This is a genomic window from Emticicia sp., from assembly GCF_043780375.1.
Classification (GTDB): Bacteria; Bacteroidota; Bacteroidia; order Cytophagales; family Spirosomataceae; genus Emticicia.
Genome location: NZ_JAYWCU010000143.1, coordinates 1 through 13504, shown reverse-complemented (window position 1 = coordinate 13504; position 13504 = coordinate 1). Strand labels below are relative to the sequence as shown.

7 protein-coding genes are annotated in these 13504 nt (G+C 34.4%); 3 read left to right on the top strand and 4 right to left on the bottom strand.

Translation table 11 applies throughout. The annotated features are described in order from the left end of the window. Window positions 1-176: 176 nt before the first annotated feature. Window positions 177-5099: a translocation/assembly module TamB domain-containing protein gene (locus ACH2CJ_RS11265; protein WP_394992904.1), complete on the top strand. Its 4923-nt coding sequence runs from the start codon at window positions 177-179 to the stop codon at window positions 5097-5099. A 20-nt stretch (window positions 5100-5119) separates the two neighbouring features. Further along, entirely contained in the window at window positions 5120-7453 is a 2334-nt protein-coding gene (locus ACH2CJ_RS11260; protein ID WP_394992903.1) for a BamA/TamA family outer membrane protein, read from the top strand. A gap of 133 nt (window positions 7454-7586) precedes the next feature. On the opposite strand, the gene ACH2CJ_RS11255 is transcribed toward ACH2CJ_RS11260, so the two are convergent. The 3 genes from ACH2CJ_RS11255 to ACH2CJ_RS11245 form a co-directional block, all read right to left on the bottom strand. Continuing rightward, the gene (locus ACH2CJ_RS11255) at window positions 7587-7892 is read right to left on the bottom strand and encodes a DNA-directed RNA polymerase subunit omega (RefSeq protein WP_394992902.1); all 306 of its coding nucleotides are present in this window, start codon (window positions 7890-7892) and stop codon (window positions 7587-7589) included. 54 nt (window positions 7893-7946) lie between these two features. Further along, the gene (locus ACH2CJ_RS11250) at window positions 7947-8882 is read right to left on the bottom strand and encodes an outer membrane protein assembly factor BamD (protein WP_394992901.1); all 936 of its coding nucleotides are present in this window, start codon (window positions 8880-8882) and stop codon (window positions 7947-7949) included. Window positions 8883-8972: 90 nt separating this feature from the next. After that, window positions 8973-9701, bottom strand: coding sequence for a transglutaminase family protein (locus ACH2CJ_RS11245; protein WP_394992900.1), 729 nt, complete (start codon window positions 9699-9701; stop codon window positions 8973-8975). Between the two features lie 273 nt (window positions 9702-9974). On the opposite strand from ACH2CJ_RS11245, the gene ppk1 reads away from it, so the two are divergent. Further along, entirely contained in the window at window positions 9975-12278 is a 2304-nt protein-coding gene (gene ppk1 / locus ACH2CJ_RS11240; protein ID WP_394992899.1) for a polyphosphate kinase 1, read from the top strand. 6 nt (window positions 12279-12284) lie between these two features. Here ppk1 and ACH2CJ_RS11235 read toward each other — a convergent pair whose 3' ends face one another. Beyond that, on the bottom strand, window positions 12285-13295 hold the full coding sequence (locus ACH2CJ_RS11235) for a LacI family DNA-binding transcriptional regulator (protein ID WP_394992898.1): 1011 nt from the start codon (window positions 13293-13295) through the stop codon (window positions 12285-12287). Between the last annotated feature and the right edge of the window lie 209 nt (window positions 13296-13504).

The following is a 13504-nucleotide window of genomic DNA, read 5'->3' as shown; positions in this document are numbered from 1 at the left end:
GCGATACTTCCAGAAACACCGAGTAATATCTTTTTGTTTTTTAGGCTCAATTTTTGTCTATTAAAAACTCTAATATCTCGCAAAATTGTAACATTTCATAATAAAAATCAAAAACTTCATGCTAAGTCTTTGGCTGAAACGTTATTTGTGCTTATATTGAGTGTTATTTTACATCCATGAAACGACTTCTTTACATTATAGGGTGGTTATTAGTTGGAATCTTGTTGCTGTTTGGGGGACTTTATATCTTTTTAGAATCACCCACAGGACAGGATTTTCTGACTAAACAAGTCGTTTCCTATTTACGAAAAAAGTTAAATACTAAAATTGAGGTAGGTAAAGTTAGGTTTCAAATTCCTAACTGGATTTCCCTTGAAAATGTTTATATCCAAGACCTTCAAAAAGATACGCTTATTGCAGGTAAAAAGCTGTATGTTGATATCGATATGTTGGCTTTACTACAAAACAAAGTCGCTATCAATCAAGTAGAATTAGAGAATATTCGTGTAAAAATAAATCGTACTCTTCCCGACACTTTATATAATTTCAATTTTGTTATATTAGCCTTCGACACTGGTGATACTGTCAAAACTACGCCGTCAACACCTTTTGATATTGGTTTAAAAAGGGTTAAACTTTCCAATGTAAAAATTACCTATAAAGATGCTATTTTAGGCACCGACGCCGATGTAAATTTGAGTTTTTTAGAAACCGAATTTGATAAGTTTAATTTTGATAAATCACAATACCATTTCGCCAAAATTAACGGTGATGGCGGAACGGTTTCACTCAATCTTTATAAACCACTACGCTCCTCTTCAAATTTAGAAGTGGCATCTACAAACAAAAACCCTTCTGATACACTTGATTTTTACTTAAAAAAAATCAATTTAGCAAACCTAAACTGGTCATTTGAAAGTGCAGAAGACGGAATAAAAAACAAAGTAAAATTAGGCAAATTTGCAGCTGAAGGACAAGGCTTTTACTTAGCAAGACAACAAATAAACTTAAAGAATATTTTTCTTGAAAATACAGAAACACTCGTAGAATTCGTAAAAAAACCTAAAAAAACAAATAATGAGGCGAGTGAACCGAGCAATTGGGTAATAAATATTGCTAAAACACAAGTCAAAAATAATAGTATTCGCTACGATGATTTCAATGCTGTTACCCAACCAAAAGGGTTTGACGCTTCGCACCTCAACCTAAAAAACCTTGGTTTGACTTTAAATAATTTTATTTTTAGTACAAAACTCATATCGGGACAATTAGACAAAGCTACCTTTAGCGAACGCAGTGGGCTTATCGTGCAAAACATTAGCACCAATTTTAGCTATACAGACAAGCAAATAAGTTTAAAAAAACTACTCCTCAAAACACCAAATACGCTTTTGCAAGATGAGTTTTCGATGCAATATAAATCTATTGATGATTTTACTAATAACTTAGGGAATATAGGGTTGAAACTCAATCTTAAAAAAAGTCAATTAGCCGTAAAAGATTTACTTATTTTGGTGCCTGACTTAGCTAAAAACCCTTCATTTAAAGGTCGAGAAAATGATATTATAAAAGCGGATGGCATTGCAAGTGGAACGGTTAATAATCTATTTGTTCCCAAATTAACGATTGATGGTTTTGGTGAAACACGTTTACAAGTGAAGGGCCGTATTTTGGGCCTGCCTAATCCCAAAAAATTAGCTTTTGATATGAATATTGGGGAGCTAAGTTTGACCAAAAAAGATATTTTACAGATAGCGGGCGATAGTTCCATTCCGAAAAGCATTGAACTTCCTGAGTTTGTAAGCATTAAAGGCTCTATCAAAGGCAAATTGCAAAATTTAATTGTTGATGCGGCTTTAGAATCAGACCTTGGAGGTGCATCGTTTAAAGGAAAGTTGGAAAATATTACTGCAGACAAAAATCAGAAATATGATGGAAGAATTATATTTAAAGATTTCGACCTCGGAAAGTTTACTAAACAAGTCAAAACAAATGGCATATCTTCGGTAGGCAAACTTACCCTCGATGCAACAGTAAAAGGCACAGGATTCGACCCTAAAACGATACAAGCAAGTGTTGTTGGTATTGCTCAAAAAATAGAACTTCAAGGCTATGAATATAATAATTTAACTTTAGACGGAAATATAAAAAATCAAATCGCAGATTTTAAAGGCTCAGTAAATGACGAAAATGCTAAGGTGAAAATTGTAGCTCAGGTAAATTTGGCAGAAGAATATCCTACTATTGTGGGCGATATTTCGATTGATGAATTAGATTTGAAAAAGCTCAAACTATATGCAGAAAACCTCAATTTGAAAGGTGATATTCAACTAAATATGACTTCTACCGACCCCGAAAATCCGATAGGAGAGATTATTATAAATAAAGCTATTTTACAAAAAGATGGTAAAATTATACCATTAGATAGCGTGAATTTAAACATTAAAAACACTGAGAATGGTCGAAATATTATTCTAAAATCGCCTTTCATGAATGCCCAAATCAATGGAAATTTTAACTATAATCAACTTAATGATATTGTTCTAACCGAAGTAAATAAATATTTTGCATTACCAGCATTGCCATATACTCCGACCACAAATGCCTATAATCTAAATATTGATGCAACACTTAATAATCATCCAATAATTCAAAGTTTTGTACCTGAAGTAACCAAATTAGATACAATAAAGATAACTGCCAAATTAGATAGCCAAGCAGATACCACGTTGAAGGCTTCATTTTTTATCCCTTATATTGAATATGATACGTCGAGTATTAGAAATACACGTTTTAAGATTTTTGGTACAGGAAACAAAGCTCAATATGAAGGCAATATTTCACAAATAATTTATGAAGGTTATAGAGTTAGACGGGCTTTTATTGGGGGGGAGGTTTCTAAAAATATTCTCTCACTGGCTCTCATAATTAAAGATTCGCTCAATGCCAATCGCTATAGTTTAGCGGGTAATCTCCGTTCAATTGAGGATAAACTCCGTTTTAATTTGAGTAAAAATGGCACCTTAATTGACTATCGAAAATGGGAATCTGACTCAACAGGTTTTATAGAATATAGCCCAAAAGGAGTATATATTAAGGATTTAACTTTAAAGCAAAACAGGCAAATATTATTAATTAATAGTCTTTCTTCTGAACCAAATTCGCCACTACAAATTCAGATCGACAGCTTGGCAATCAAACCATTTGTAACACTGGTTACACTCGACTCTACACTTGCAGCTGGTACGCTCAACGGGCTTTTCAAACTCAGCGATTATATGACTTCTCCAGCATTTACTGGAGATTTAACTGTCAAAAACTTTGTTTTTACTCAAATCCCGATTGGAGACTTGAGCGTAAAAGCCGCCAATGGAACCAATAATAAAATTGACGTTTTGGCTACTATTATGGGCAATAATAACGACGTTCGTTTAGTTGGAAAGTACTTGTTGAATGAAAAAAAGCCCCTTGATTTTAAAATAGATATTAATAAAGTTGGAGCTAAAACCGTTGAGGCTTTTAGTTTTGGAGAGTTAAAAAATGCAAGAGGAAATTTACACGGCACGCTGATTCTTAAAGGCGAACCAAGTAAACCTGTAATTGATGGTGAGATAAAGTTTGATTCTGTCACCTTTAGTTTGACCCAATTAGGTGCAAATTATCGAATAAACAATCAAAGTTTTATTTTTAAAAACAGCATGATTACATTTAATAAATTTATTATTGCTGATACTTTAGGGCAAAACATGTTTGTAACGGGGAATCTTTCTTTACAAAATATTCCCAATTATAGCTATAATCTTTCCATTGACGCCAAAAACTTCTTGGTACTTAATGGGAGTAGAAAAGACAATGATTTTTTTTATGGTCAAGGTTTTATAGATGCTAATATGCAGGTAAAAGGAGTTGGAACGAAACCAGCCATTGAAGGAAATGTAAAGCTAAAAAATGGCAGCGACATTACGGTTTTATTGCCCGACCGTGAGATTGACAAAGCCGATACCGAAGGAATTATTGAGTTTGTGAATCTCAAAAAACCAAGTGCTTTAATTCCTATTGATTCGACCGAACTTATTAATACTTTTGATTTTGCCGAAGAAATTTCACTCAATATTGAAGTTGATGATAAATCTCAATTAACTGTTATAATTGACGAACTCAACGGCGATAATATTAAAGTAAAAGGAAATGCCCAACTTAACACAGGTATTACACCAAGTGGACAACCTTATGTTTTGGGTTTATATGAACTTACTTCGGGTAGTTATGATTTGACATTGCCATTTCTGAAAAGACAATTTGCCATCGAAAAAGGCAGTTCACTTCTATGGACTGGCGATCCAATGCAAGCTCAGGTAGATATAACCGCAGTTTATAAAATTGTAGCTGATGTGCCAAGAGAAGATGGAAATTCAAAATCATTTGGCAAAATACCTTTAGATGTACAATTAAAAATGAGTGGAAATCTTTCAAATCCAATCATTGATTTTGGTATTGAAATTGGTAAAAATGCTCCAACTGACCTTACGGAAGCGGTAAGGAACGATGGCTATTTAGACCAAATTAGACAAAATCAAGTAGAAATGAACAAACAAGTATTTGCACTATTAATAACTAATAAGTTTTCGACAGGACAATCGAATAGTTTGTTTTCGGGTATAAATCCAGAAGCGATTGCCAGACAAAGCGTAAGTAAAATACTCACAGACCAACTAAATTTATTAGCAGGCGATATTATTAAGGGTGTAAAACTTGATTTCAGTCTAAATTCTACGGCAATTAATACCGAAGGAATAAACAAAGCAAAAACCGATTTGAATGTTGGATTAAGCAAGGCATTTTTGAATGACCGATTAAAAATAACTGTTGGCCGTAACTTTCAATTAGAAAACACCACAGGAACTATGAATTCAACCGAAATTGTGGACAATATTTCGCTGAATTATAACCTTAGTAAAGACGGCAGGTATTTATTTACAGCCTATCGCAAAAATCAATACCAAGCCATACTTGATGGCTTTGTGGTAGAAACAGGCGTTAGCTTTTCTGTAACGTTTGATTATGAATATTTTAAGGAGCTATTTGAAAAGAAAAAATGAGTATAAAAAAGATAATATCATTGGCATATGTTTTTTTACTTTGGGGATGCTCCGTCAGCAAATATATCCCACAAGGAGAAAGTCTTTATACAGGTGCGAAAGTAAATGTCAATGCCGATTCAAGTTTTTCGAAAAAACAAAAGAAAATTATCAATAAACAATTAGTTACTATTATTAGACCTGTTCCTAATAAAACTATCTTAGGTTTTCCCTATAAAGTTTGGTTATATTATGTTTTGGGAGAGCCAAAAAACAGAAAAAGCCCTCGTAGATGGTTTAGAGATAAGTTTGGTGAACCGCCCGTGCTTGCCAGCAAAAGAGCTGTAAATACTAATACCGAAATTATTAGTAATTTTTTGAATAATGAAGGTTATTTTCGTTCAACTGCTACTGGCGAATTAATTGTGAATGGCAAAAAAGCAAATGCTATTTATAATGCCAATGTCATGCCTCGTTATAGCATTAATAGTGTGCAATTTGTTCATAAAGACAGTTCTACTTTTCAAAAAAACTTACAGCTTACACAAGAAAATTCACTGCTCAAAATCAATCAACCTTATCGTTTTGAAAATGTAAAAATTGAACGAGAACGTATTGACCGAGCATTGAAACTAAAAGGTTATTATTTCTTTCGTCCCGATTTTCTTATCATCAAAGTAGATTCTAACCAAAATACGCAAAAAGTAAATTTATACTTAGAATTAAAACCCAATGTTCTCCAAACTTCACTAAAACAATATCGAATAAAAAATATTTTTGTATATGTAGATACTCAAGATAGCACTCGTGGCTCTATTCGCACTAAGCGTGGTATTAGAGTTTTTGACCCTAAAAATGCTTATAATGACAGAGTTTTTAATGATGCCATTAGCTTCAATACCAACCGTCTATACAGTAGTCAAACGCATGATGCTTCTTTATCTCGCTTGATAAATTTACGAAATTTCAAGTTTGTCAAAAATCGTTTTGAGTTGGTCAATCGCTCCGATTCAGCATTTATAAATGTTGTTTATGACCTTACTTCACTAAAAAACAAATCTTTTCAGGCAGAATTTGATGCCCTTACTCGCTCAAATAACTTAGCAGGTACACTACTGGGCGTAAACTGGTCGAACCGAAATATCTTTCGAGGAGCAGAGATTTTGAAAATAGGTGTAAATGGAGGTTTTGATTTTCAATTGGGCGGAAAAATAAATAACAACGCCAATAGTTATTATCGTCTTTCGGGAGATGCTGACCTGACTTTTCCGAGATTTCTTTTGCCTTTTTATAAAATTCAAAAAACTGCTCGAAATCAAGCATTACCAAAAACTAATATCAATGTTGGCTACGAGCGGCTCATACAAAATGGTGTTGGTTTACGAGAAGATAGTACCAGCTATAAATACAAGCAATATACTATCACTTCACTGCGAAGTTCGCTGAGCTACAGTTGGAGAAAAAATGCAGAAGTAGAACACAATCTTACGCCGCTTTCCATAAACTTAATTAAACCTAAAAATATCAGCGAAGAATTTGTAACTAAAATTTTATCGAGTAATAACTCTCAAGATTTGTTACGCTACCTTAAAATTTTGGAAACACGCCTGATCTTGGGGGGGCAATATAATATTATTTATACTCCAAAACAGCCGTTCAGTAGCAGACAATATTTTTATATCAATGCAGGTGTTGATATTGCAGGAAATATTGCAGGCCTCTTTGCCAACAAAAAGAAAGAAAATTCAAAACAACTTTTTAATATCCTATATGAGCAATATGTTCGTTTTGACACTGAAATGAGATATTACTTAGATTTAACACCCAATCTCCGTTTAGCAAATCGTCTTATTTTAGGATATGGAATTCCTTATGGAAATTCGATAAGTTTACCTTATCAAGTAAAGCAATATTTTGTTGGTGGTAGCAATAGTATAAGAGCTTTCAGAGCAAGGTCGCTTGGGCCTGGCAGTTTCAATATTGCCGCAGATTCATTGTCGATATTTACTAATGCCTATGGCGACATTAAATTAGAAATGAATTCCGAACTACGAATAAAAGTTACACAATTAATCAATTTTGCAGCTTTTATTGATGCAGGAAATGTGTGGTCGGCAAAGTTCAATGGAAACTCATTTTATACCGAAGATGGTGTTTTTGGCAAGGATTTCTACAAACAAATTGCTGTTGGTGGGGGTTTGGGACTCAGACTCGATTTCGGCTATTTCAAACTACGCCTTGATCTGGCTACACCTTTCCGCAAGCCATGGTTGCCAGAAAAAGAGCGTTGGGTGCTGAATAAAATTGACCCTTTTACTAAATCATGGCGAAAAGAAAATCTAATTTTGAATATTGCCGTTGATTATCCTTTTTAAAAATCAACCTTTGACAGCGAGCGGAGTTCAGCTCCACGAGTTATCAATTTCTATTTTTAAAACCAAAAAAGCAGTCAGATTTCTCCGACTGCTACTAATATTATCTTCTAAAAAACTATCGACAATCGACTCGTTATTCAGCGTCTTTCCAACGGTATTCTACTTTATCTTCTATGAACTCTTCCAAAGCAACTGAAGTTGGTTTTGGCTGACGCTCATAAAATCTCGAAATTTCGATTTGCTCACGGTTCTCAAAAATTTCTTCCAAATTATCAATATTTGAAGCAAACTCACCGAGTTTTTGCGTCAATTCTTCTTTGGTTTTTACCGCTACTTGTCTTGCACGTTGCGATGCAATATATACCGACTCATAGATATTGCCTGTTTTGGCAGCGAGTTTATCTAAGTCTCTCGAAACAATTGAAGGATTTATTGCCATATCTTAAAAAATTATGTATTACGTATGCTGAGTATTTGTATAGAACTGTACTTTTTACTTTTTAATTTCATTAGCTCCTATTTTTTCATCTTTCTTCGAAGCAATCTCTTTTTCTTTAGCAGCTCTTTCTGCTTCTTTTGCCTTATATTCTTTTACTTGTTGTTCGTACTTTGCCACTTTTTCAAGTCCTTTGGTAGCTCCATCATAAACCTTCTCGGCTTGTTTGATATATTTACTTTTAGGAAAAACATCAATAAAATCTTCGTAAAACTTCAAGGTGGCAGTATAACGCTCTCTTTGTTTAGTTTCAAAACTTACTTCTGCCAATTCGAATTGGGCTTGTACTTTTAGAAACGAAAGCTCTTCGATATATTCAGAATCTGGAAAATCTCTTTGAAAATTATCAATCGCCACAACTGCTGCCTTAAAATTGGCAATCGTTACACCGCTGGTTTTATAATATAATTTTGCCTTTTCGTAAGATTTTTCTTCCAAACGGTGTCTCAAATCTTTTAAATTCTGATTACACGATTCGGCATATTTGCTTTCAGGATAAGAATTAATAAAAGTCTGTAAAGCCTCAATTGCTGTAAGTGTGCTTGTTTGGTCAAGATTAAAATTGGGTGAATCTTTAAACATCGACAAAGCATACATGTAATACGCCTCTTCTGCTAATGGACTATTGGCATAAGTTGCATAAAAAGTTTTGAACAAATAGGCACTCATGCTAAATTGTTTCTGCTGAAATTGTGCATAAGCATTATAAAATTGCGATTGTTCGGCGAGAGAATCACCTTTCAATAACGGAATTATTTCTTCAAAAAGAGTTCCTGCTTTATAATAGTCTCCTTTTTTGTAATAATCGTTGGCAGCTTTATATTTTTCTTCGGTCGTGCCTTTCTTTTGTAATTTCATAAACTTGCTTGAACAAGCAGAAAACAGCAAAGTACCGATTAATAATAGGGCGATATGGGGTCTTTTTAAAAACATGGGTGCAAAGATAATAAAAATATAGCACTTTTATAACGAAAAATATCGCTTAATTATTCTTGGAAGATTTAATGATTCCTCTTCACCATATTATACAACTGATTTTACTTCGTCGACCGATACATACATATTCAATAAATGCATGTCTCCAAACTGCGTTGCCAATGCTACATCGGCAGCATCTCGTCCATGAGCCAACACCACTCTGTTTCCTTTTGGCTCAGTTTGAGTTGCATCAAAAGTGTACCAGCTTCCACCCACATAGGCTTCAAACCAAGCGTGCAAATCCATTGGTTTGAGTTCGTGAAGGTAGCCAACTACCATACGAGCAGGAATATTAATGGCACGGCAAAGAGCAATGGCCAAATGTGAAAAATCTCGACAAACTCCTATTCTGGCCTGATTTGTATCACACGCCGACGACGACGAAGAACTATAACCATATTTGTAAATAATATTATTACTCACCCATTGACGAATGGCTTCTACTTGAGGATACCCCAATGCAAGATTTTGCGTAATTTCTGAAGCCATGTATAAAAACTTGTCCGATTCACAATAACGACTTGGTAAAAGATATAAAAGTGTAGAATCGGGAAGGTTTTCTACTGGTATAAACTCAGCACCAAAGTTTACTGCAATATGGTCGTTTGTTTCTACAATAGCTGATGTTTTAATACTGAAATCGCCTATGGGGCTAATTAATCGTTGACATACATTACCATATAAATCATTATATTCGGAAACTGGCACATCTGGATTTAAAAGGTATTCTTCTTTAACAATCAATTGCTCTGAGCTACTTTTTGGACGTAACATCAAGACTAAAGGTACGTTTTTTTGAGTTCTATAATTAATTTGACAACTTACCTGTAGTTTCATTGGATGGAATAAAGCATTGGAGCGGCAATCCGCTTTTAATTTCTGTAAAGATAGTTCAATTAAATGTGACTTAGAATCATTGTGTAAACATAATTTAATGAAGCATTATGAGTCAATATAAAATGAGTTAGAATGTTAAATTATCATTAATTCCTTGAATATTTGCCCACAATTGACTTATTTCGCAAGCAAACAGTTTTTTATTGAGCAATGGAAGATAAAAATATGAATATCCCAACTGATAAAGGCTCGAAAGGTAGCCTTTTTTCGTTTTTAAATGGGCTGGTTTCGCCTATCAAAAATCAAGGAATAAAAAGTGAAAATCAAGAGTCAAAAATCAATCGGTATGTAGATAGTATTGAGCAATCTAATTACTTGAGTAGAGATTTGAGTTGGTTGAAATTTAACGAGCGAGTACTTGACCAAACCCGTGAAAAAGACCTTAATCTGTTTGAAAGACTAAAATTTTTAGCCATAACCGCCTCGAATCTTGATGAATTTTTTACGGTTCGTTTGGGTAGTTTATACAATTATCTTGATTTCAATAAAGAACGCATAGATTATTCTGGCTTGCGTGAAATTCCATTTCGCAAAGCTCTTATGTTATCTATCAAGCAATTTTCGCAGGAACAAGACCGTATTTTTAAAGATGAACTAACACCGCTATTTTCGGAGTACAAATTTAAGGTTGCAAAAACTAAAGACTTGACTACCAATGAGTTAGAGGAAGCAATTAATTATTTCGACAATACGGTGTATCCGATGCTTACGCCCATGTTGTTCGACCATACACATGCTTTCCCTGTATTGATTGCCAAAACTTTAATTTTTGGAGTTGTGACCGATGCCAATCGTTCCACACTTTTTCCTGACGATAGTGAGAACAAAAAAATATCTTTTGTTCAAATTCCTGGCAATTTACCACGATTTTTTACCATTGAGCGTAGCGAAGAAGTTTTGTTTTTACCCATTGAAGAAATCGTTAGACACGAAATTAAAAAACTTTACCGAAACGTTGAAATTCAGTCAGTAAATCTCTTTAGAATTATACGAAATGGCGATTTTACCTTAGAAGAATCGGACGATATTGAAGCCGATTTTGTTGATGAAATAAAGCAAAAAATTAAAAGTCGCCGATTGGGTAGAGTGGTTTACATGGAAATTGAACCTAATGCCAATGAGTGGATGGTAACAATGCTACAAAAGCGTTGGGAGATTGATAAATATAATATTTTTGTTGATGAATGCCTCATTGACTATACTTGTTTATGGCAAATCATTCGTCATCCTGAATTTCAGGAAGACCTCTCAATTATTCATCCGCCTGTTACTCCCGTACGATTGAGAGACAAAAATGTTGATATTTTTGAAGTAATTCGTGAAAAAGACCTTTTACTTCATCATCCATACAATAATTTTGAACCCGTTTTGCAACTAATAGAAAAGGCTGCTGAAGACCCCGATGTGCTGGCAATCAAACTGACAATTTATCGTTTAGCAAAAAAATCTCGTGTAACACAAGCTCTGTTGAAAGCTGCCGAAAATGGCAAACACGTTTCGGTTTTGTTTGAAATAAAGGCTCGTTTTGATGAAGAAAATAATATCAGAGAAGCCGACAAATTGCAAAGGGCTGGATGCTTTGTAATTTATGGCATTGGTTGGTACAAAACCCATACAAAATTGATGCTCATTGTAAGAAAAGAAGGCAATCGAGTAGTACAGTACGCCCACTTAGCCAGTGGAAATTATAACGAAGATACAGCAAGACTTTATACTGATATTGGCTTGCTTACAACTAATCCTGCTTATACAAGAGATATTTCGGAGTTCTTTAATGTCATTACTGGACACTCACAACCTGCTGATTATCAGTATCTTATCACTTCACCCCGTGATATGAGAAATAAACTAATTGACATGATTAGGCTCGAAGCCGAAAATGCAAAAGCAGGTTTACCAAGTGGTATTTGCATAAAAATAAATTCGGTAGAAGACCAATTTGTGATTGATGAACTGTATAAAGCATCGCAAGCTGGTGTTCGCATTAAGATGATTATTCGTGGCATTTGCTGCTTGCGTCCAGGACGAAAAGGTCTGAGTGAAAACATTACCGTTCGGTCAGTTGTAGGACTTTTCTTGGAACACGCTCGTATTTTTTACTTCCATAATAATAATCAACCCAGACTTTATGGTGGTAGTGCCGATATAATGGTTAGGAGTTTCGATAAGCGAATTGAGTCGTTATTTGAAATGGTTGATGATGAGGTAAAACGTCAAATAATGCACATTTTAGACTATAACTTACGTGACAACGTCAATGCCTACGAACTGCAAGAAGATGGCACTTACAAAAAAGTAATGTGTGCACTTACACCCGAAGACGAGCCGTTTGATATTCACCAAAGATTCTTTGAAGTTAAAGAAAAAGAAAGCGAACCGATTGCTTTGTTTGAAAATCAGATTCAAGATTCTAGATTGGAGACACAAGGTTTGGCATTAGACACAGAAGTTTAAACTGCTCTAATGCACTACCAATTTTGTAGCCAAAATTAGCTCTTGGTAAGGAGGCATTTCGGTTGAAGGATTTTCAATAATACTTATTAAGAGTTCAGCCGATTTTATGCCCATATTGTACGCAAATTGCTCTACCGAAGCAAGCGGAGGATTATCTAAATAAAATGTCATAGGTAGGTTGGCAAAACTCACAAACAATATATCTTTATTGGGAATAATGCCTTTTTGCTTACAAACCTGCATGGCATAAAGTGCCAAATAGTCATTGAAAGCTAGAATTGCTTGGGGCGGCTCTTTCAAGGCGAGCAATTCTATCATTTTTTCAATGCTATCTTCTTTCGATAAGTCAGTAGATTTAATATAACTTGGTGAAGTTTGTAGCTTAAATTTCTTAATTGCCATCAAATAGCCGTTCAGTCGCTCGTCTGAAACTTCCATACTTGAAGGTCCATTCAGTAACGCTATTTTTTTAATTCCTTTATTTATTAAGAATTCTACTGCTTCAAAAGCTCCTTGTGTGATGCTACAACGAACTTTATTAGCTTCTAAGTTTCGTGGTACACGGTCGAAAAACACCAAAGGCGTGCCATAATTTTCTAATTCTTTGAAATGGCTATAATTATTAGTTTCGGCAGCTACCGATGCAATTACGCCATCAACTCTGCTACTCAAAAATGATTTTAAGGCTTTTTCTTCTCGTTCAAATTTATCACGAGATTGACTCACTACCACATTATAACCTTTTTCTAAAGCCACATCTTCAATACCAGTAATTGCCATCGAAAAAAACTCTTCTTGCAAATAAGGCAACACCACACCGATGGTAGAAGTTTTGTTTTTCTTCAAAAGTATTGCGGCTGGGTTTGGCACATAGTGCATGAGTTTGGCAACTTCCCAAACTCTTTCTCTTGTCCGTAAACCAATGCGAGGATTATTTTGCAAAGCTCTCGAAACCGTTGAGATGGAGATTCCCAACTCCTGAGCTATTTCTTTGATTGTTGCTTGATGTCTTTGCATAAAATGGCATTATTATTCGCAAGATAGGAAAAAGGTGATAGATTTAGGTTAATCTTACGAATGTAAATTTTACATTAACAATTTATACTTTACCTTTCACAATCAAAAACTAAGTAACAGGACAAAAATAATCGTTAATAATTCATTGTGAGTTCAATCCGATACTCAGTACCAAATTTTCTAAGAATATCACTAATGGCTTGTTTTAA

Excerpts from the sequence above, each read along its gene's own strand:
- ACH2CJ_RS11255 (WP_394992902.1), bottom strand. The coding sequence starts at position 7,892 with ATGGCAATAAATCCTTCAATTGTTTCGAGAGACTTAGATAAACTCGCT.
- ppk1 (WP_394992899.1), top strand. The coding sequence starts at position 9,975 with ATGGAAGATAAAAATATGAATATCCCAACTGATAAAGGCTCGAAAGGT.
- ACH2CJ_RS11245 (WP_394992900.1), bottom strand. The coding sequence starts at position 9,701 with ATGTTACGTCCAAAAAGTAGCTCAGAGCAATTGATTGTTAAAGAAGAA.
- ACH2CJ_RS11235 (WP_394992898.1), bottom strand. The coding sequence starts at position 13,295 with ATGCAAAGACATCAAGCAACAATCAAAGAAATAGCTCAGGAGTTGGGA.
- ACH2CJ_RS11265 (WP_394992904.1), top strand. The coding sequence starts at position 177 with ATGAAACGACTTCTTTACATTATAGGGTGGTTATTAGTTGGAATCTTG.
- ACH2CJ_RS11250 (WP_394992901.1), bottom strand. The coding sequence starts at position 8,882 with ATGTTTTTAAAAAGACCCCATATCGCCCTATTATTAATCGGTACTTTG.